Source organism: Mesorhizobium sp. L2C084A000, assembly GCF_000502875.1.
In the GTDB taxonomy this organism is placed as follows: domain Bacteria; phylum Pseudomonadota; class Alphaproteobacteria; order Rhizobiales; family Rhizobiaceae; genus Mesorhizobium.
This window is the reverse complement of the sequence record NZ_AYWX01000002.1, coordinates 115,849-135,671: the sequence shown is the minus strand read 5'-3', so window position 1 is coordinate 135,671 and position 19,823 is coordinate 115,849. Positions and strand designations below refer to the sequence as shown.

Annotated in this window: 16 protein-coding genes; 7 read left to right on the top strand and 9 right to left on the bottom strand. The window is 62.2% G+C overall.

Annotated features, from left to right (window positions below; translation table 11 throughout):
- Window positions 1-255 precede the first annotated feature (255 nt).
- The gene (locus X735_RS160570; protein WP_023809454.1) at window positions 256-1,818 is read left to right on the top strand and encodes a GMC family oxidoreductase N-terminal domain-containing protein; all 1,563 of its coding nucleotides are present in this window, start codon (window positions 256-258) and stop codon (window positions 1,816-1,818) included.
- 67 nt (window positions 1,819-1,885) lie between these two features.
- Here the strand turns inward: X735_RS160570 and X735_RS160575 are convergent, their stop codons facing one another.
- The 8 genes from X735_RS160575 to X735_RS160610 all read right to left on the bottom strand — a co-directional run bounded on the left by X735_RS160575 (window position 1,886) and on the right by X735_RS160610 (window position 12,068).
- Window positions 1,886-3,415, bottom strand: a complete 1,530-nt coding sequence (locus tag X735_RS160575) for an aldehyde dehydrogenase family protein (RefSeq protein WP_023809453.1) — start codon at window positions 3,413-3,415, stop codon at window positions 1,886-1,888.
- Complete coding sequence (locus tag X735_RS160580) at window positions 3,412-4,218, bottom strand: creatininase family protein (protein ID WP_031212578.1); 807 nt, start codon at window positions 4,216-4,218, stop codon at window positions 3,412-3,414. The genes X735_RS160575 and X735_RS160580 overlap by 4 nt, the downstream gene beginning before the upstream one ends.
- A complete protein-coding gene (locus X735_RS160585) occupies window positions 4,215-5,189 on the bottom strand; it encodes an ABC transporter permease (protein WP_023809451.1) in 975 nt (324 codons plus the stop codon). Before X735_RS160585 ends, X735_RS160580 begins: the two co-directional genes overlap by 4 nt.
- 10 nt (window positions 5,190-5,199) lie before the next feature.
- Window positions 5,200-6,222, bottom strand: coding sequence for a Gfo/Idh/MocA family oxidoreductase (locus tag X735_RS160590; protein ID WP_023809450.1), 1,023 nt, complete (start codon window positions 6,220-6,222; stop codon window positions 5,200-5,202).
- 11 nt (window positions 6,223-6,233) lie between these two features.
- Window positions 6,234-8,777, bottom strand: a complete 2,544-nt coding sequence (locus X735_RS160595) for an ATP-binding cassette domain-containing protein (RefSeq protein WP_023809449.1) — start codon at window positions 8,775-8,777, stop codon at window positions 6,234-6,236.
- Between the two features lie 116 nt (window positions 8,778-8,893).
- A complete protein-coding gene (locus X735_RS160600) occupies window positions 8,894-9,913 on the bottom strand; it encodes a sugar ABC transporter substrate-binding protein (RefSeq protein WP_023809448.1) in 1,020 nt (339 codons plus the stop codon).
- Window positions 9,914-10,072: 159 nt separating this feature from the next.
- Window positions 10,073-11,011, bottom strand: coding sequence for a threonine/serine dehydratase (locus X735_RS160605; protein WP_023809447.1), 939 nt, complete (start codon window positions 11,009-11,011; stop codon window positions 10,073-10,075).
- Window positions 11,001-12,068: a succinylglutamate desuccinylase/aspartoacylase family protein gene (locus X735_RS160610; protein ID WP_050592648.1), complete on the bottom strand. Its 1,068-nt coding sequence runs from the start codon at window positions 12,066-12,068 to the stop codon at window positions 11,001-11,003. Before X735_RS160610 ends, X735_RS160605 begins: the two co-directional genes overlap by 11 nt.
- Before the next feature lie 129 nt (window positions 12,069-12,197).
- Here X735_RS160610 and X735_RS160615 point away from each other — a divergent pair, with 129 nt between their 5' ends.
- The 6 genes from X735_RS160615 (at window position 12,198) to X735_RS160640 (ending at window position 18,602) form a co-directional block, all read left to right on the top strand.
- Window positions 12,198-12,983 carry an IclR family transcriptional regulator gene (locus tag X735_RS160615; protein WP_023809445.1) on the top strand — a complete coding sequence of 262 codons (786 nt, stop codon included), beginning with the start codon at window positions 12,198-12,200 and terminating at the stop codon, window positions 12,981-12,983.
- A 129-nt stretch (window positions 12,984-13,112) separates the two neighbouring features.
- Window positions 13,113-13,862: a GntR family transcriptional regulator gene (locus tag X735_RS160620; protein WP_023809444.1), complete on the top strand. Its 750-nt coding sequence runs from the start codon at window positions 13,113-13,115 to the stop codon at window positions 13,860-13,862.
- Window positions 13,863-13,908: 46 nt separating this feature from the next.
- On the top strand, window positions 13,909-15,477 hold the full coding sequence (locus X735_RS160625; protein ID WP_031212571.1) for a putative N-acetylmannosamine-6-phosphate 2-epimerase: 1,569 nt from the start codon (window positions 13,909-13,911) through the stop codon (window positions 15,475-15,477).
- Between the two features lie 82 nt (window positions 15,478-15,559).
- A complete protein-coding gene (locus X735_RS160630) occupies window positions 15,560-16,855 on the top strand; it encodes a sugar ABC transporter substrate-binding protein (protein WP_245273091.1) in 1,296 nt (431 codons plus the stop codon).
- A 56-nt stretch (window positions 16,856-16,911) separates the two neighbouring features.
- Window positions 16,912-17,778, top strand: coding sequence for a sugar ABC transporter permease (locus tag X735_RS160635; RefSeq protein ID WP_023809441.1), 867 nt, complete (start codon window positions 16,912-16,914; stop codon window positions 17,776-17,778).
- 2 nt (window positions 17,779-17,780) lie between these two features.
- A complete protein-coding gene (locus X735_RS160640) occupies window positions 17,781-18,602 on the top strand; it encodes a carbohydrate ABC transporter permease (protein ID WP_023809440.1) in 822 nt (273 codons plus the stop codon).
- Here X735_RS160640 and X735_RS160645 read toward each other — a convergent pair.
- Window positions 18,592-19,719, bottom strand: coding sequence for an NAD(P)/FAD-dependent oxidoreductase (locus X735_RS160645; protein ID WP_023809439.1), 1,128 nt, complete (start codon window positions 19,717-19,719; stop codon window positions 18,592-18,594). The genes X735_RS160640 and X735_RS160645 overlap by 11 nt on opposite strands.
- Window positions 19,720-19,823 lie beyond the last annotated feature (104 nt).

Here is a 19,823-nt window from a genome sequence, read left to right as displayed (position 1 = left end):
GGGACGGAGAGCACCGGGGTTCTTCGCGCGATATGGAGCAGATGGTGAAAAGAAACCCTTCCGATGGGTTCATATACGAAATCATATTTACATATAAAACAAATCATGATGATCTTGCAGTCGTGCAACGCTAAGGTGGTTGGTTCCGGCGTATATCGCTGAGCCTGAATGCCAGCAGATGATCGTGCACAAATGAAATCAACATGATGTCGCGGTCGAGCCAGCCGTGCATTGGTCGGATCCGGGGAGTACGGCATGCCGTTTGATGTCATCGTTGTCGGAGCCGGCGCAGCCGGGGCTGTTCTTGCCGCCCGGCTCACCGAAGATGCGGCCACGACCGTGCTTTTGCTGGAAGCGGGGCCGGACTACCGGAGCGGCGAGCAACCTGCCGAGATGGCGAGCCCAAATCCCTTCAACCTGCTGCTTCCCGATCATTTTCAGCAACAATACATGTATCCCGACCTGATGGCTCGCCGCACCAAGCGGCAGGAGCATCGGGTCTACTGGCGCGGCAAGGGGCTTGGCGGTTCGACGGCCGTCAATGGGCAGATTGCCATTCGCGGCGTGCTCAATGCATTCGACCGCTGGGAGCAAATCGGATGCAAGGGCTGGTCGGGAGCGGATGTGCTGCCCTTCTTCTGCCGCCTGGAGGACGACCCGATCGCGGCCAATTTTCACGGCAGCGGCGGCCCGATTCCGATCTACCGCGCGCCTGTCGAAAGCTGGGGAAGCGTCGACAAGGCCATGCGCCAAAGCGCGATGGCTCTCGGCCATCCCTGGCATGACGATCTCAATGCTCCGGATGCCGAAGGGGCTTGCACCTATCCCATCAACAGTCGAGCCGGCAAGCGCGTGTCGGTCAATGACGGCTATCTGGAAGCTGCCCGCGACCGGCCGAACCTCACCATCATCGGGCAGGCGACGGTGGACAAGGTGCTTTTCGATGGCAAGAAAGCGATCGGCGTTTTGGCCATCGTGGCCGGTCAGGTTCGCAAATTCGAGACGCCGCTGGTTATCGTCTCGGCCGGCGCCATCCACTCTCCGGCCATCCTGCAGCGCTCGGGCATCGGTCCGGCGGCTCTCTTGAAACGAAAGGACATCGAGGTGCTTGCCGACCTGCCGGTCGGCGAAGGTTTCTTCGACCATCCTTATTGCCGCATCGAACTGAAGCTGAAGCCGGAATTCAAGGCGACCGATGTCGACGCGCGGCATACCAACTGCTGTGTGCGGATGAGTTCCGGCGTGCCGGGTGCCGAGCGCGACGACATTCTCTACGTCGCCATGAACCATGGCGGTATCGGCGTGGAGTCCGACAGCGCCCAGTTCGGCGAGGCCATGGTCAATCTGATCCTGATGGAGGCCAAGAGCCGCGGCACCGTGCAACTGCGTTCCGCCAACCCTTTCGACCAGCCGATCGTGGAAGAGAACATGCTGGACGATCCAATGGATCTCCAGCGCATGCGTATCGCCTATCGCCACCTTGGCGAGATTGCCCGGCAGGCGCCGATCCAGGCGATCGCCGAGCGCGTCCTGCTGGGGGATTCCGATCTGCCTTTGTCATGGCTCGAAACGGCAAGCGACGAGGAGGTCGACAATTTCCTGCTGGCGCAGTCTTCCGATGCGCAGCATGGGATCGGAGGCTGTTGCATGGGGGGGCCCGGCGAGGCCGTGGTCGATCCGGAATGCCGGGTCTACGGTTTGGAAGGATTGCGGGTTATCGATGCGTCGATCATGCCGCTCGATTGCCAGGCAAACACCAATCTCACCTCGATCATGATTGGCGAGAAAATGGCCGACAGCCTGCGCCGGTCCACCTGACAGCTCTCTGCCGAACTGCATATGGTCGCGAGGGCAGGCCCGCGCAAAAAGGCGCGGGCCTTGAATGTCAGCGAGTGACATCCACGGTAATCGTCTTCAGGTCGCACATTTCCATCAGCGTGTGCCGCCCACCGGTGCGACCGAGGCCGCTCTGCGTCCCGGCGGCGCCGCCGGCAGGAATATGCGGCTCCCAATAGCAGCTCATCTCGTTGATGTTGACGATGCCGACCTTCAGGCTTTCAGCAAAGGCAAAGGCGTTCTTGATGGTGCTGGTGAAGACTGCGGCCGACAGGCCGTAGGGGCTGGACGCCGCAAGTTCCATCGCCTCCCCGTCGGTCTCGAAGGTCAACACGGGTGCGATCGGCCCGAAGGATTCCTCGACATTGAGCAGGCTTTCCCGGGTCAGTCCTGTGACGATCGACGGCTCGAAATAGAGATTGGTGGCAAAGCCCGCTGCCACATTGCCGCCGGTGACGATCTCGGCGCCGCGCGCGCGGGCGTCCGCGATGTGGCTGAGCACCTTGTCGACGGCCACCGCATTGTTGATCGGACCCATCGTCGTCGCGGGATCGAAAGGGTCGCCCATTTTCACCTTCGCGGCCGCTTTCACGAGACCTTCGATGAAACGGTCATGGACGGATTTATGCACCAGCACGCGTTCGGTGGCCGTGCAGATCTGCCCGGCATTGGCAAAGCAGCCGGCCCCGACCTGGGCGGCAGCCATGTCGATATCGGCATCGGCCAGCACGATGGTCGGACCGTTGCCGCCCATTTCGAGCAGAAGCGGCTTGCCCGCGCCACGCCGGGCGATCGTCGCGCCGGTGGCGGAACTGCCGGTGAAGCCGATGGCATGGGTGCCCGGATGAACGACCGCCTCGTCGCCCACCTCCGCACCGTCACCCAGAACGAGATTGATGGCGCCGTCCGGCAGGCCCGCCTCGATGAAGCATTCGACAAGTGCAGTGGCAATCAGCGACGTCGTCGGCGCGGGCACCCAGACGACGGTGTTGCCCGTTGCGACGGCCGGTCCGAGATAGTAGAGGCAGGGCAGGGCGAGCGGGAAATTCCAGGGTGTGATGATGGCAAAGACGCCCTTCGGCTGCAGGAAGCTGAAGGCGCGCTTGTTGGCATCGGCAAGCGGAAACGCCGCCGTCTCCAGCCACTTCATCTGTTCTGCCGCATTGCGGAAGCCGAGAGCCGCCGCCGACGCTTCGGCCTTTGCTTCGCTGTGGAACGGCTTACCCTGTTCCAGGCAGAGCAGGCGCGCAAGCTCCTCGGCGCGCCTGTCGATCGCGTCGGCAATGCGCATGCATAGTTGAGCGCGCGCGAAGGTTCCCATCTTGCGCATGGTCTCGCGTGCGCCTTCGGCGGCTTTCACCGCGCGACCGACATCGGCGCGGGTGGAAAGGGAGAGATAGCCGAGATGCTCGCCCGTCGAAGGACTGTCGATTTTCAGGAATTTGCCCGAGCTGCCGGCAATCCACTCGCCGCCGATGCGGTTGATGCCGATGCGGGCGGCTGCTTCCGGCTCCGAGACGATCGCCATGCCGCGCAGGTTGGGGCCTTCGAGAGAAGATTTGAAATGGACTGTCATCATGCGTTCCTTTGGCCGAATTCGGATTGGATGTTCAAAATGGCGGCACGGCTGCGCTCCACGGCTGCGATGAAAAGTCTGCTGCCGGCCTCTGCGCTCGCCTCCGATGGCGTGCCGATGACGCCGTTGTCGCGGATGGCTTCGAAACGGCGCCAGACGGTGACGGCCGGCGCGGCGTAAAGGTGAGGATCCGGCCAGGATGGCGAAGTGCCGCCTGGCGGGATGAGATCGCGGCGAACGCTGTCGCCAAGCACATGCATCATCAACGAGGTTTCAAGCGCGCAAGCGTGACCGGTGCCCGTGGCGGCATCGGGCAGGGCCTCCGCCGCCACGTCGGCGATGAGATCGAAATACGAGAAACCCGCGGTGACGATGCCACGCTGGCCAAGGGTGGTGATCGCCACCTGGATCGCGGCGCGGTTTCCGCCATGGCCGTTCAGCATGACCGGCAGGAAGCCGTCTTCGGCAAGGCAGGTGCAGAGATCGACGAGCACGGCGATGAAGGTCCGCGGACTGAGGCTCATCGTGCCGGAGAAGGAGCGATGATGCTCGGACGAGCCATAGGCGAAAGGTTCGGCGACCCGCATGGAAGCCTGTCCTTCCGCCGCGGCGAGAGCGACTGCTTCCGCAAGCCAGCAATCGACGCCGAGAGGCAGATGCGGGCCATGTTGCTCGACAGCGCCGAGCGGCAGAATGACGACGGGTTTATGCACGCCGGCTGTCGCGTGTATTTCCGTATCCGGCGAGGTCATCAGCGCAAAGCTGGACCTGAGCGGGATCGGCAAGGCCGGAACTGGCTCGCTCATCGTGCTGCCTCGACGAGCCGCGCCTTGGCGTAGGTCATGCCGGAATCGGCCAGGAGAGCGACCATGATGATTGCACCCTTGTAGAGTTCGAGGCTGGAAGGATCCGTGCCGAACACCCGAAGCGCAGTTGTCAGCAGACTGACGATCAGGGCGCCGACGACCGCCCCCCACACCGTTCCCCGTCCGCCGAAGATACTGGTGCCTCCAAGCACGGCAGCGGCGATCGCGTCCAGAAGCAGCGAGGTACCGCCGATATTGGGCGTCACGACAGGCACCCGGCTGATCATGATCACGGCCGTCAGGAAGACGAAGATGCTGGAGGCGCAATAGACGAGGATCGTGTGTTTCGTCACCGGGATGCCGGCAAGTTCCGCGGCTCCGGCATCCGACCCGAGCGCATAGGTACGCAGCCCGAAACGGCTGTGCCGCATCAGGATTGCTGCTACGGCAACGATCAGGAGCGTTGCGAAGATGACATTGGGAATGCCAAAGCTGCGCTCAATGCCGACCGCGCGAAGCGTCGGATCCTTCAGCATCAGGACGCCTTTGGAGGCAACGGCAAGCGTTGCGCCCTGCAGCGCGACCATTGTGGCCAGTGTCGTCACGAAGGGCGGTATCTTCAACAGTGCGATAACGGCGCCGTTCGCGAGGCCGATCACCACCATCACGGCAAAGCCGACGAGCAAGGCAAGCGGCAGGCCGGCGCCGCCGTCGATCAGGCTGGCGATGAAGACGGCGCAGAAGGCGACGCCGACGCCGGCGGACAGGTCGATGCCCGCCGTCAGCAGAACGATCAGAGCCCCAAGCGCCAGGATGGCGATCGGGGTCGCCTGGGCGACGATGTTGATGAGGCTGGCGGTTGAAACGATGCGGGCGTCGATGAGCGCGAAGATCGCCAGCAGGATGACCAGCAGGATCAACGGCGAGAGGTCGAGAAAGCGCCTGCACCAGATGTTCTGTTGGCGGGTCATGAGGGTTCTCTCATCGGATGTGCCAGTCTTCGACCGGTTCGCGCAGGCCTGATTTGACGCTGCGCAGGATTGCATCATTGAGGGCGACGGCGCGCAGGGCGTCGCCAACCGGCATCACGAAAGGGGTATCGTCGCGAACCGCCGAAATGAAATGGTGGACCTCCTCGAAGAGATCCCCGGTGATACGGCCATTGACGGTCGGCCAGTGCAGGGCGTCGGGTTGCGACCACTGTCCATGCGACAGGATGCGTAGACCGTGGTCGCGCACGTCGAGGTCGATCATGCCTTCGGTGCCGATGATTTCCGTGCGTGCCCAGATGCCGGTCGGAACGGTCGGTGGCAGCGTCCAGCCGAAATAGAGCTGTCCGCTCATTCCGTTCGACAACTCGACGGTGGAGAAGATCGCATCTTCGGATCTAACTCCGAGCGAAGGCATGAGCTTGGCGACGGGCCGGGAGTAGACGGCGATGATGTCCGAACCCGAGATCCATTGCAGCGCATCCACGTCATGCACGCCGAGGTAGAAGCAGACGCTCGAATTTCCGTTCATGCGAAGACCGACTTCGCGACTGGTGAAACGGCCGCTGCTGCCGTGGATCGGCTCGCCGATCCGCCCGGATCTTACCGCTGCCGCGGCCTCGCAATAGCGAGGGTCGAACCGCAGGATGTGGCCGACCAACAGGCGTGCGCCGCTTCTCTCCGCTGCTTTCGCGATCGCCTTGGCAGGGGACAGATCATGAGCCATCGGCTTTTCGAGCAGCACCGGCTTGCCGGCATCGAGCAGAATGCGGCAGACGTCTTCATGCAGCGTGTCGGGTGCCGCCACGATATAGGCGTCGGCGGCATTGGCGGTCAGCGCGGTGGTGGCATCGCGGAAATACCGGGCACCGAAATCCGACGCGGCCTTGCTCCCCGTGGCAGCATTCGGATCAACGAATGCCGACAGTTCGGCGACAGGACTCGCGGCAACCACCTGCGCATGCAGGAGACCCATGTAGCCGGCACCGACGATGGCGATTTTCAGCTTGCTCAAAGGGTTTCTCCTTACAGGCCTGGTGCAAGGTTGGATGCTGGCCGGGGTGCGCAAGCTTGTGGTGTGATCGTGCGATCACCGAAGGCCAGCGTCATCACGTCTTCTTCCGTCGCCCCACGAGCCAGCGTGCCGACAGAGTGGCCTTCGCGCATGACGACGATGCGGTCGGCAACGCCGAGAACCTCGGGCAACTCGCTCGACACCATGAGGATCGCCGCGCCCTCGGCCTTCAATCTTGCGATTAGGTGATGGAGTTCGGATTTTGCGCCGACGTCGACGCCGCGTGTCGGCTCGTCGAGCAGGATGATCTTCGGCTTAGTGGCAAGCCATTTGCCGATGACGACCTTCTGCTGATTGCCGCCCGAAAGCTCGATGGTCATCTTGTCGGGCTGGGCCGGCCGCACGCCGAGTGAGCCGATGAGATCGCGGGCGAGTGCCAGGATGCGGCGAGGTCTCAGCAGGCCGAAGTGACTGTTATCGCGAATCCAGGCGAGGGACAGATTGTCCCTGATCGACATCGTGCCGACGAAGCCTTCCAGATGCCGGTCTTCGGGTATGTAGACGATGCCGGCGCGATTGGCGGCCTTGGTGTCGCCGCCGGTCTGCTGCCCGCCGAAAATTCTGAGCGTGCCGCCATGCATGGTCTCGAGGCCGGCAATCAGCCTGAGCACCTCGGAGCGGCCGCTTCCCATCAGGCCGGCGAGCGCGACGATTTCGCCCCTGCACACGCTGAGCGTGGCCGACTTCAAGAGCTTGCCATCGGAGATGTTGCTGATCTCGATCGCGGTTTCGCCGACTTGCGCTTCGAGATAGGGGAAGATGTCGCCGACATCGCGCCCGACCATCATGGAGACGATCTCGGCCTCGTTGGTCTGGCGGGTCTGGCGCTCGCCGATGAACCGTCCGTCACGCAGAACGACGACGCGGTCGCACTGGCTGAAGATCTCTTCCATCTTGTGCGAGATGTAGAGGATGCCGGCGCCGCGAGCTCTCAGCCTGTCGATCAGGTCGTAGAGCTGGTCGCGCTCGCGGTTGGAGAGCGCGCTGGTCGGCTCGTCCATGATGAAGAACCAGGCATCGGACAGAACGGCACGGGCAATTTCCACCATCTGCCGGTGCCCGACGGAAAGCGTTCGCAGCTCCGCGCCAATGTCGATATCGAGCGACAGCTCGTCCATGATGGATTTCGCATCGCGCCGCATCCGGGCCCGGTCGAGAAATCCCAGGCGGGTATGCGGTTCGCGGCCGATGAAGAGATTCTCCGCCACCGTCAGGTCCGGCGAAAGGCTGAAATGCTGATGGATGACGCTGATGCCCTTGGCGTCGCTGGGGGAGTGGAACTGGACGGCGTTGCCGTCGATGACGATCTCACCCTCGTCCGGACGATGCAGACCGGAAATGCACTTCACCAGCGTCGATTTTCCGGCCCCGTTCTCGCCGGCAAGTCCTACCACCTCGCCGGCCGAGACGGCAAAGCTGACACCGTCGAGTGCCTTGACGCCCGGAAAAGACTTGCCAAGCCCGCGCAAGGCGATGCTGTGTTTGCCGACCGGTGTTGCGGCGGTGTTGCGGGGCGACGGGGTGGACTTGCGGCCACTGGTTTTGAACAGGGCGGCGACACTCTCCGGCTGGCTGGTGAGAACGGCCACCAGAATGAGGCTCGCGGTCACGAAGTAGATCAGGATCTGTGGTACCTGCAGGAAGGACAGGCCGGTGTTGATGACGCCCAGCAGCAGCGCCCCGATCGCCGTTCCCCAGATGGAGCCCTGGCCGCCGGACAGTTTCGTGCCGCCGATGATGGCGGCTGTGATGGCTGTAAATTCGAGGCCGGTGCCGGCAAGCGGCTGTGCCGAACCAAGGCGGCCGATGGTGAGTATCGCGCCGAGCCCGGCCGTTGCGCCGGCAATCAGGTAGACGGAGATGCGCACGAGGTCGACGGGAACCAGTGAGGCCCGCGCTGCTCCCGCATTGCCGCCGACCGCATAGATCCAGCGCCCGTACACCGTGCGATTGAGCACGAACCACCAGAGGCCTAGGCAGATGGCGGCGATGATGACGGAGACCGGCAGGAGGCCGATCGTCTCGCGTCCCGCGAAAAGCAGGACCGGATCGGCGACCGCGATACTGGATGCGCCTGAGAGACTGAGCGCCAGGCCGCGCGCAAACGCCATGGTGGCGAGCGTTGCGATGAATGGAGAGATGCCGGCAAAGCCGATCAGCGCTCCATTGAGCAGACCGATTGCGGCACCGCCACCGATCGCGGCGAGAAGGCTCAAGCTCGCCGAGCCGGTTGCCGTGTAGGCAAGGCCCGCGGCGATGCCGGAACAGGCAAGGTTGCTGCCGACGGAAATATCAATGCCGCGCGCGATGATCACGGCCGTCATGGCAAAAGAGATGAGGGCGATGACCGCACTCTGCTGCGCGATGCTGACAAGATTGCCGGTCGACAGAAAACGCGGATCGATCCAGCCGAAGACGGCGATGGCGACCAGCAGCACCGCGATGAGAACCGGTTCGTTGCGCCGCAGTAACGGAGAGGTCCAGGACTGGAACATGGGTTGGTCCTCTTGTCGAGCATCATGCGCGGTCACCACGGAAGCGGCGACGGCGATCGTCAGGAAAAGGGGACGCCGGATGATATGTCATCCGGCGCTTGAGCCGCTTTAGGCTGTTACTTTGCCAGGGTCATGGCGGTCGCCGGAACCTTGGGACCGAGTTGCTCGGTATAGTTCTTGGCTTCCACCGCCTCCTTGTCGGTATTGATGTATTCGAAGGTGAGGCCATCCGCCTTGAGCTTCGCCGCCGTCGCATCCGAGGTCACGAAATAGGTCGGCATGTAGAGATCCTGCGGCAGCTTTTCGCCGTTGGCCAGGCGAGCGGCAACGGCGATGTTCCAGTAGCCGACACGGTAGGCGCCGGTCAGCACGTCCATCACCATCTTGCCGTCGTCGATCAGCGGCTTCATCTCGGCGTCGCCGTCATAGCCGCCGTAGAGCAGCTGGGTTCCCATCGAGCTGGCAACGGAATCGGCGGCCAGGCAAAGGCTGTCGGAGATGCAGCCGATGGCCTTCAGATCCGGATAGGTGGTGAGCCAGGTCTGGGCGGCATTGGTTGCCTTGGCTGCGTCCCAGCCTGTCGGCTCGATGCCGACTACCTTGATGTCCGGAAACTCCTTTTTCAGGGTTTCGACAAAGCCTTTTTCGCGCGTGTCGGACACGAAGTTGCCACGCGAACCGACGAGCAGGGCGACTTCGCCCTTGCCGCCAAGCGACTTGCCGAGCGCGCGGGCAACCATCGACATGTTGTCGTAGTCCGGATAGAGCGTCGAGTAGTTCGAGCCGGCCTCGACCTTGTTGCCCATGGTGATCACCGGAATACCGGCGGCGGTGGCTTTCTGGATGACCGGAATGACCGCGTTCTTGTCGATCGGATCGATCAGGATCGCGCTGACGCCCTGATTGATGAAATTCTCGATGATGCTGACCTGTTTTTCCAGGCTGCCCTCGGCGCTCTGCCAGGTGGATTTCACCCCATAGTCGGCGGCAGCCACGTCGCCCGCTTCCTTCATGCGGACAAAGAAGGAATTCTGCAGGTCGATTGCCGCAAGCCCAAGAACCTTTTCCGCGGCAAGCGAGGGCGTCGCGGTGGCGAGTGCGAGCAGAGCAATGGATGCTTTTAAGGAAAGGCGCATGTTTCAGTTCTCCTCTTGTTGCGACAGGGCGATTCTTCGCCTCTTTTTCATGTCCCGCACGACGACCGTCCCAGCGACAGGCATTCCGGCGGTATTCCGCGGCACTCGTGCCGTATCCATGTCAGGGCCGCGTCCTGCGTGGACCGACCTTGTTCAACCTCAGCCATTCAGGCCTTCGACACCGGCGCCGCAGACAAGCCCGGCGATGCGGGCGCCGCGCGGTGGCTTGAAAGCTCCGCTCGTCAACGCGGCCAGCGATGCCGCCCCACTGAGGTCGGCGGCAATGCCGAATTCGAACCAGAGTAATTCAGCGGCCTTCTGCATGTCCGCATCCTCGACAAGGACGATATCGTCGACGTGCTTGGCGACGATCGCGTAGATGCTTTCATCCGTGCGGCCGCAGGCCATGGTCGCCACCTTCGTCGTTATCTCGGGCAAGCGAACGACACGGCCGGCAGCCAGGGAGGCGTGAAGGGTCGGTGAACCGGTCGGCTCGACACCGATGATCCTGGCTTCAGGTTTGACGTGCTTCAGGACTTCGGACATGCCACTGATAAGGCCGCCACCGCCGATCGCGACGATATAGATGTCGGCATCGGGAATCTGTTCGACCATCTCCAGCGCCACGGTTCCCTGACCGGACACGATCTGCGCATCGGCGAATGGATGCATGTAGAAGGCGCCGCGCGCCTTTGCCTCGGCCGATGCCGCCTCATGCGCTTCATCCCAGACATTGCCTGCGAAGCGAACGTCAGCGCCCCATTTGCGCAGCTTTTCCGCCTTCAGCGGGCTTGCATTGTTCGGCAGGTAAATGGTGGCGGGAACGCCGGCCTGGGCAGCCACATAGGCGGTGGCCAGGCCGTGATTGCCACCGGATGCGGCGATCAGTCCGTTTTCGATCCGGCTTGGCTCGAGCGTTTTAACCCGGTTCGTGGCGCCCCGAATCTTGAAGGAGCCGCTTACCTGGAGGCATTCCAGTTTCAGATAGACATCATTTTGAAGGTTTGCGCCCGTGGCATGGTCGAGCTTGACGACCGGGGTGCGCCGTATGAAGGGGGCAATGCGCCGGGCAGCCGCAATGATGTCCTCATGGCTCATCGGTCAGTGCCTCCGGATATTCGTTGGCAAGCACGAAGCAGCAATTCCCCGGACGCACGCGGCCGGGCTGACGCTTGGCGAAAACGATGCCGTCGATGGGGTGAAGGAGATCGATGGGCGCGCGTGACGGCGTGTGGAGGAAGTGAATGCGTCCGGCAAGGTCGCCTTTGCTGACGGCACTGCCGAGCGGGCTCAAGGGCTCGAAGACACCGTCCTCCTCGGAAAGCAGATAGCCTTCGCTTCCGGGCACCTTGAGCACGCGCGCGTTGGCGCCAGGGGCGATGTCAGGCGCGCCTTTCAGGACGCCTGCATGTTTCAGCACATTGCGGATGCCCCTGCGGCAGATGGCCAGCGCATCCGGACTGACAAGGCCGCCGCCGGCCATCTCACTGCCGATAACGATCAGCCCTTGGTGGTTGGCGGACGCGGTCGAAGTCCGGGTTTCACCGAGATTGTCGACCATGACAACGGTCGGCGCCCCGAAGGCGAGCGTCGCCCTGATGTTCTTGCGATGCCCTTGCGCGGTCGGGGATGGCTCAATGATTGCGCTCGGCAAGATCATCAGGGACGAACCGCCGGAATGGAGATCCAGGAAGTAGTCGGCCTTCGGAAACAGGATGTCATGCACATAGGCCGCGATCTGGCTTGTCAGCGTGCCGTTGAAATCGCCCGGGAAACTGCGGTTGAAATTCAACCCGTCGACCGGGGAGGTGCGGGTGCCGGCCTCGACAGCCCGAATGTTGATGGCCGGAATCGCAATGATGCGACCGGCAATATCCCGTGAATCGATCTCGCGCAGAAGCTCGCCGAGCGCGATCGGCCCCTCATATTCATCGCCGTGGTTGCCGCCCTCGATCAGGACCGTCGGACCGTCTCCGTTCTTGATGACGGCGAGCGGAACGCGGACCGTGCCCCAGGCATCGTCGTGCGGCGATTGGGGCACATGGAAGAAGCCGATCTGCTTGCCCTCGCGATCGAAATCGACCGACGTGTAAACACTGTTGTTCCGGGGAGCGATGGTTGCGCGCACAGTGTTTGCAGGTCTCGGTACGGTCATCGGGTCGGCCTCGAATTCATTGTCCGGCCATCATGTCAGTTTTATATATGGTGTCAAGTTTGGATATAAAACCAATGGCAATTCCGATTTCTTATCTCTATCGTGCGCGGACCACCGGGGATTCTTCGAATGTCAGATGACGCAAAAGAGAGTGGCAAACCGACCTATTCGGCCCCGGCGCTGAGCAAGGGCCTGGATGTTCTGGAACTGCTGGCGGAAGCGCGGGCACCCTTGACGATGAAGGAGATCGCGGAAGGCCTCGGCCGTTCGAAGAATGAGATATTCCGAATGCTGATCGCGCTGCAGGAACGTCAATACATCGAGCGCAACGCCGAGACCGACGCCTATTCGTTGACCGACAAGCTTTTCAAGCTGGGGCTGCACACGCCGAGCGCTCAGGATCTCATGTCCGCCGCCATGCCCGAACTGACGCGGATTGCGGGGGACTCAAATCAGTCGCCGCACCTGGTCGTCTTCAATCACGGCTTGACCGTCGTAACCGCGGCCGTTCCCGGGGGCGAGGACATGGCGTTCACGCTACGTCTTGGATACGGCCGCCTGGCCACCGACGCGACCTCCGGCCATGTGATACTTGCCTTCCAGCCGTCAAAGGTCGCGGCGCGGATGATCGATGAAAGTGAGGCGCACTCCCCGGCGCCGCTGGATCGTGACGCGCTGGAAAAGCAGCTTCGGATCATCCGCGCGGACGGCTACTGGATGCGCGAAAGCCGCGACTTCGTCGGCATCACCGATATCTGCTGTCCGGTCATCGGACCGGACGGCAGCGCCGTCGCCTCCATTATCGTCGCCTATATCAATCGCCATACGCGTGAAAGCCGCCATGCCTTTACTCTGGAGGTCCTGCGCGCGGCCTGCGATCGCATCTCCATGAAGTTGTCACCGCGGGTTCGCTGAGGGATCGTGGTGGGCCGGGGGCGCGGACGAAGCACCGTCCGCTGGCCGTTTGCACCGGATTGGTAATACCAGTATAGGTCCAGTCAGGAATGTTCCGATCCAGGGTGCTTCTCGCGCGGAGGAAAGGCAATGACAACCGTGAACCTGATCGGGCTTGTCAGTCGGGAAATGGAAGCGACAGCGTCCGATGTGCCGCTTTACAGGCGGTTGAAATCGGCGATCGAGGCAGCGATCCGCTCCAATGCATTGAAGGCCGGCGCGGTTCTGCCAGGCGAGCGGGTTCTGGCGGAAGCCCTGTCGATCTCGCGAGTCACTGTGAGAAAGGCCCTGGCGCTGCTCGAAGAGGAAGGGCAGCTCAATCGCCGGCACGGTTCCAAAACCGAGATCGGGTCGCGGGTCGAGAAATCGCTTTCGACGCTGACGAGCTTTTCGGAGGACATTCTGGCGCGCGGCCTGAAGCCTGGATGTCTATGGCTTTCCAAGCAGATAAGCCGCCCATCCCCAGCCGAAATGATGGCCTTGGGTATTGCAGGCAATACCAATGTAGTTCGCATGCGTCGTGTGAGGACGGCCGATGGCGCGCCGATCGCCGTCGAGGTCTCGGCCGTGCCGGTTCGCTTCCTTCCTTCGCCCGAGATGGTTCAGGATTCCCTTTATGAAGCGCTTGATGCACGCGGCTTCCTGCCTCAGAGGGCAGTCCAGCGCATGCGCTCGCGCGGCGCGTCGCTGGAGGATGCGAAACATCTTCATTGCGAGCCGGGCGCACCGCTGCTGATGACCGAGCGCCGCTGCTTTCTCGCCGACGGACAAATCGTCGAATACTGCGAGACACGATACAAGGGCGACGTCTACGATTTCGTCTTCGAGCTGCAAAGATAATACCAGTTATGAACTGGTTGTAATCTGGTATTTTCCATTTATCGTGATGGCGACAGGGAGTGCCGACGTGCAGCGGGAAGACATCACCAACAGTCTCATCGTGTCCTGCCAGCCGGTTCCCGGCGGCCCGATGGATAGTGCGCAATTCGTGACAGGCTTTGCCAGGGCCGCTGTTGAAGCCGGAGCCAAGGCCCTGCGCATCGAATCCGTGTTCTATGTCGCGGCCGCACGCCTGGCCGTCCGCGTGCCGATCATCGGTATCGTCAAGCGGGATCTCACCGACAGCCCGGTGCGCATCACACCCTATCTGGCCGATATCGAGGCCTTGGCAGAGGCGGGCGCCGATATCATCGCTTTCGATGCGACGGACCGTGTCCGTCCCGTTCCTGTCGAAGCGCTTGTGAAAGCCGTCAAGGCCAGGAACAAGCTGACCATGGCCGATTGCTCTTGCCTTGACGATGCGCGCCGGGCCCTTGCCGCGGGTGTCGATTTCGTCGGCACGACGCTTTCCGGCTATGTCGGTGGGCCGGAGCCGGAGGATCCGGACATCGCCCTCATTGCTCAAATGCGAACCCTGACCCCCTACGTCATTGCTGAAGGGCGTATCCGGTCGCCTGAGCAGGCGGCTGCCGCCGCGCGCGCCGGCGCCTGTGCCGTGGTTGTCGGCTCGGCGATCACCCGTACCGAGCACGTCACCTCATGGTTCCATCAGGCGCTTTCCGACGCCTATGTGGCGAGGGGCGCGCAAACCGCCCTTGGCACAAGTGTCCTGGGCCCAACCGTTCTGGGCATCGACATCGGGGGAACCAAGACCATGGCCGCGCTGGTCAGCGGCGGCAAGGTGATCGAGGACATGATCGTGCCGACCGCGCGAGAGGCTGGACCCGACGCCTGGCTTGCATCCTTGGCGCAAAGCACGTCGGCCTGGTCGAGCCGCTTCAGTCGTATCGGCATTGCGGTGACCGGATTGGTAGAGGATGGACGCTGGTCGGCGTTGAATCCGGCAACCCTCGGCATTCCCGACGGCTACCCGCTGGTCGAAAGGGCGTCCTCTGTTTTCGGCAAGCCGGTCTGTGCGGTCAACGATGCCCAGGCAGCTGCCTGGGGCGAATACAAATTCGGCGCCGGGCAAGGTCGCGACATCGTCTTTCTAACCATCTCGACCGGAATTGGCGGCGGCATCGTTTGCAACGGCCGATTGCTGTCCGGTCTTGCCGGTCACTTCGGTCTGATCCGTAGTCTGTCTGAAGACCGGGCTCCGCTCGAGGACGGCACCTCCGGCCGCTGGATCGCTTCGCAAGCCCTCAAGGCCGGCTTCAAGGCCGATGCCGTCGATGTGTTCAGGCGTGCGCTGAAGGGCGAGGCCTGGGCCGGCGCCATCGTCTCGCAGAGCGCCTCGCGGGTCGCGACGCTGTGCCGGGACATTCAGATGATGTTCGATCCCAAATTGATCGTCATCGGCGGCAGCATCGGTCTTGCAGAAGGCTATCTCGACCGGGTGCGCGCACATCTGAGCGAGGTCCCGCCGCGCCTTTCCCCCGATCTCGTAGCGGCGAAGCTCGGAGGCCACGCCGGCGTCATCGGTGTTGCCGATCTTGCCGAATGGGCAAGGTAACGGCGCGCCCGATCATGTCATGCAAAAATCATCAAAAAAGAAGGGAACGATCATGAAATTGAGCAGGACGTCTTTTGCGCTTATGGCCACCCTCCTTGCGGGGACGGCTTTGCCGACCTCTGCCAACGCAACCGTGACCGTGCTCGGCTGGCCTGGCGGCTCCGAGGAAACCGCACTGCGGGCAACCGTGGAAACCTACAACACGCAGGCCAGTGATGCCGACAAGGTGGAGTTGCTGTTCTTCAACCGCGAAGGCTTTTACGACAAGCTGCAGGCCGACATGGCGGCCGGATCCAGTGCCTTCGACGTGAACCTCGTCGCCACCTACTCGCTCGGTCGCTACGCGCCCTATATGGAGCCGATCGATCTTGGCGCGGACGCGGCCAAGGTTTTCGGCGAATCCGTTCTCAAGACGATGCAGTTCGACGGCAAGCAATACGGCGTGCCGACAGACCTTTCGTTGCACTTCATGTACTACCGCAAGGATCTCATCGACGCCTTGATCAGGGATGACGCCGCCAGGAAGACCTATGGTGAAATCGCCCAGAAGTATCTCGGCAAGCCGCTGCAGCCGAAAGACCCGGACAGCTGGACCTGGGACGACTGGGGGGCCACCGCCCTCTATTTCACCAAGCGGGTGAACCCCGACAGCCCGGTGCGCTACGGCACGGTCCTGCAGATGAAGAACCTGCTGTTCAACATGATGGTCTTCCAGTCGCTGCCGCGCTCCTACGGCGGCGACTGGATGGACAAGGACGGCAATGTCACGGTGGATTCCGATGCCTACAGGACAGGCCTCGAGCTCTACAAGAAGCTCTATGATGCCGGGTCGTCGCCCAAGGATTCGCTGAGCTACGAATATGCGGAAACCAACGCGGCCTTCGCATCCGGCCAGGCCGCGACAGCGCTCCAGTGGAACGCCGCGGCGGCGGATCTGACCAGCACCGAAAAATCCCCGGCCGTCGCCGAGGTGACCGGGATCATCGCGCCGCCGGCAGGTCCCGACGGACGCGCCGATCATATCCACGGCCTTGGTTTGGGCCTCAACAAGAACGCCAAGAACAAGGAAGGCGCCGTCAAGTTCCTGAAGTGGCTCGCCACCGAGGATGCGGCCTTGCTCTATGCGCGCAGCGGCGGTTCGCCGGCATTGTCTCCCGATGTCGTCGGCAAGGTTGCGAAGGAACGTCCCGACCTCGTCAAGCTCGGCGAATTCGCCAGCAAGTACGGCTATGTCATGACCGGAGCGACGTCCGCGAGTGCGCTCCCGGTTTATGAGCTGCAGGCAAAGGAGTTCACCGGCTACTGGTCCGGCCAGCAGAGCCTCGAGGATGCGCTCGCCCACACCAAGGCGGGCATGCAGGACCTTCTGAAGAAATAAATTATTGGCCGGACGCCGGGCCGAGGCCCGGTATCCGGCGCGTTTGGCGGATCGACATGGCCCTTGTGACACGTGCCGAAGGCAGGAAGTATCTGACGCCGCTGGTCGGCTTCCTGCTTCTGTTTCTCGGCTTTCCGGCGATCGTCAATCTGATCTATTCCGTTTCGACCGTCACATTCGAGACGTTGCGCAGTCCGGTGTTGAGCGGTTTCGGTAACTATGTCGCGGTGTTGAACGACCGCGAATTCTGGAGCTCGGCCTGGTTCTCTCTGCGCTTCGGTATTCTTACCGCATCGGCGGAATGTCTGATCGGCCTTTTCCTTGCCATCTTCCTGGCGCCGCTTCTGAGCAAGCGTCCAGTCCTGATGGCGCCGTTGATGCTGCCGCTGATGGTCGCGCCGGCCATGGTCGGTCTCATGTACCGGCTGGTGCTGCATGAATTCGCGGGCCCCGTCCCCTACTATCTCTTCGAATGGTTCGGCGACAGCCCGGCCTTCCTCGACATCGACAATGCCTTCCGCACCCTTGTCGTCGTGGAGACGCTGCAATGGACGCCTTTCGCCTTCCTGCTCTTCTACATGGCCTATTCGGCCATACCGCTCGACGTGCGCGAAGCCTCCTCGCTCGATGGCGCATCACCGTTTGAGATCGTCCGCTGGATCGACCTGCCGTTGATGAAGCCGACGCTGGTCATTGCGTTTTTCATCCGTTTCATCGACGGTTTCAGGGTGTTCGACAATGTCTACGCACTGACCGGCAGTGGCGCTGGCGGTTCAACGACGTCCTTGTCGATCTACATCTATCAGGCTTTCTTCAAGGAAGGGGCTATCGGCAAGGCGGTCGCCGCCTCGGTTGTGCTGTTCCTGGCTTCGTTCATCGTTCTCCACGGCCTTAACCGGCTTGCCGGCCGCAGGAAGCTTTGACGATGGTCAGGGCACTGCGCTGGATCGTTTTTGCCATCGCCGTGCTGGCGATGAATTTCCCCATTATCGTGACGCTGATCACATCGCTCAAAAGCCAGCGCGAGCTTTCGACGAACCCCGGTTTGTGGATCAGCCAGCCGACGCTCGACAACTATCTGGAGGTCCTGACGCAGACCAGCCGCTTCAACATCTATGCCTATCTGCTGAACAGCACCGTGGCGGCGCTGATTGGAACCGGCCTTGCGATCGCGCTCGCGTTCCCGGCTGCCTATGCGATCGCGCGTAGCGAGGCGGGAAAGCGCTTGGTCCTGCCGATCGTCATCAACCTTCGCGCCGTGCCGCTGATCATCTTCGCGATCCCGCTTTACATGATGTACCAGTGGCTGGGCCTGCTCGATACGCGGATCGGGCTCGGGCTCATCCTGACCATCGTCAACGCGCCGCTTGCGCTCGTCATCCTGGTGAACGCGATTTCAGATGTACCGGTCGAACTCGACGAGGCGGCGAAAGTCGATGGCGCAAGTTCCTTGCAGGTGATGATGATGATCGTCCGGCCCGTCATCCGACCGGCGCTCGTCACAACCTTCATTTTCGGCTTCATCACTGCCTGGAACGAGTTCCTCTTCGGCCTCATGCTGACAACCAGCCGTGCCGTCCCGATGACGGTCGGCGCATCGTTTTTTTTCGCCGCAAGCGGCGGCGGCGTAAAATGGGGAACCGCTTCCGCGGTCATGATGCTGGGCGCCTTGCCGCCGGCCTTGCTGGGTCTTGTGATGTATCGGCAGATATCAGGATCCATGACCGCTGGAGCGGTCAAAGGCTAAGGCAAGACGAGTTCGTCGTTCTGACTAGTTGGACAACCCTATCCGACAGGGCGAGCGCACTTGTCAGGCCAGGTGACTCGATTCCGAAAAGACTGATCAGCCGTCCGGACGAATCTGCCAGAATGTCGAAATCGCCGAACTGCAACCCGTTCGTTTTAGGCCGCAGCCCGCAATAGCTCGGCTCCAGTTCCCCGTCCCTCAGCCCCGGCCAATAGCGTCGGATGGCCGCGTAAAATGGCGTGGCCCGAGTTGGGTCGACCGCGTAGCCGACCTCATCGACGGGCTCGACGTCCGGCCCGAAACGAACCGATCCGCCCATATCCAGCGTCAGGTGAACTCCGAGGCCGCCTGGTTCCGGAACCGGATAAACAAGATGGTTGAAGGACGGGCGGCGTCCAAGCGCAAAATAATTGCCTTTGACGTAGGTGACATCTGGGATTTTGCCGCCATGCCCGCCCGCGAGGCTTCGGGCAACGAGATGGGCTGACAATCCGGCCGCATTGATGACCAGATTTGCGGCGATCCTATAGCCTTCCATATCGCCGCCAAACTGGAGCTCGCAGCCCGTTTCGTCGACGCTCCCGCCGAGAACCGGCGCGCGAAACGCAAAGGTGGCACCGGCATTCTCCGCATCGCCCTGTAGCCCCAGCATCAGCGCGCGGCTGTCGACGATCCCCGTGCTTGGGGACAAAAGCGCGCCGGCAACGTCCAGTTCAGGCTCAAGGCGTTCCACATCCGAGCGGCTGAGCATCTCCAGGTCCGCAACACCATTGTCCGCAGCCTTGGTCCGGATCCCCTCCAGAATCGGCAATTCCGCGTCGCTGGCGGCGACGATCAGCTTGCCGATGCGTTTGTGCGGAATCCCGCGCGCTTCGCAATAGCGGTAAAGCGCGTTCTTTCCTTCGACGCATAGCTGCGCTTTCAGGCTGCCCTTCGGATAGTAGATGCCGGCATGGATGACCTCGCTGTTGCGGCTCGACGTGCCCAGCCCGGGGCTGTCCTCGGCCTCCACGACAATAACTTCGCGTCCATCGAGCGCCAGCTGCCGCGCAATCGCCAGGCCGACGACGCCGGCGCCGATGACGATGCAATCGACTTTCTCGTCGGGGACCTCCATCGTCAGTCGCCAGACCCTAGGGAACAATGCAGGACGTGCAAGCAGGCCTCACCAGAATTGCGGACCCACCGAAGGCGCCGCCAGCATGAGATGTCACCACAAGC

Coding starts and splice junctions, on each gene's coding strand:
- X735_RS160600 (WP_023809448.1), bottom strand. CDS start 9,913: ATGCGCCTTTCCTTAAAAGCATCCATTGCTCTGCTCGCACTCGCCACC.
- X735_RS160605 (WP_023809447.1), bottom strand. CDS start 11,011: ATGAGCCATGAGGACATCATTGCGGCTGCCCGGCGCATTGCCCCCTTC.
- X735_RS160585 (WP_023809451.1), bottom strand. CDS start 5,189: ATGACCCGCCAACAGAACATCTGGTGCAGGCGCTTTCTCGACCTCTCG.
- X735_RS160615 (WP_023809445.1), top strand. CDS start 12,198: ATGTCAGATGACGCAAAAGAGAGTGGCAAACCGACCTATTCGGCCCCG.
- X735_RS160630 (WP_245273091.1), top strand. CDS start 15,560: ATGGCCACCCTCCTTGCGGGGACGGCTTTGCCGACCTCTGCCAACGCA.
- X735_RS160640 (WP_023809440.1), top strand. CDS start 17,781: ATGGTCAGGGCACTGCGCTGGATCGTTTTTGCCATCGCCGTGCTGGCG.
- X735_RS160625 (WP_031212571.1), top strand. CDS start 13,909: ATGGCGACAGGGAGTGCCGACGTGCAGCGGGAAGACATCACCAACAGT.
- X735_RS160595 (WP_023809449.1), bottom strand. CDS start 8,777: ATGTTCCAGTCCTGGACCTCTCCGTTACTGCGGCGCAACGAACCGGTT.
- X735_RS160610 (WP_050592648.1), bottom strand. CDS start 12,068: ATGACCGTACCGAGACCTGCAAACACTGTGCGCGCAACCATCGCTCCC.
- X735_RS160620 (WP_023809444.1), top strand. CDS start 13,113: ATGACAACCGTGAACCTGATCGGGCTTGTCAGTCGGGAAATGGAAGCG.
- X735_RS160580 (WP_031212578.1), bottom strand. CDS start 4,218: ATGAGCGAGCCAGTTCCGGCCTTGCCGATCCCGCTCAGGTCCAGCTTT.
- X735_RS160575 (WP_023809453.1), bottom strand. CDS start 3,415: ATGATGACAGTCCATTTCAAATCTTCTCTCGAAGGCCCCAACCTGCGC.
- X735_RS160570 (WP_023809454.1), top strand. CDS start 256: ATGCCGTTTGATGTCATCGTTGTCGGAGCCGGCGCAGCCGGGGCTGTT.
- X735_RS160635 (WP_023809441.1), top strand. CDS start 16,912: ATGGCCCTTGTGACACGTGCCGAAGGCAGGAAGTATCTGACGCCGCTG.
- X735_RS160645 (WP_023809439.1), bottom strand. CDS start 19,719: ATGGAGGTCCCCGACGAGAAAGTCGATTGCATCGTCATCGGCGCCGGC.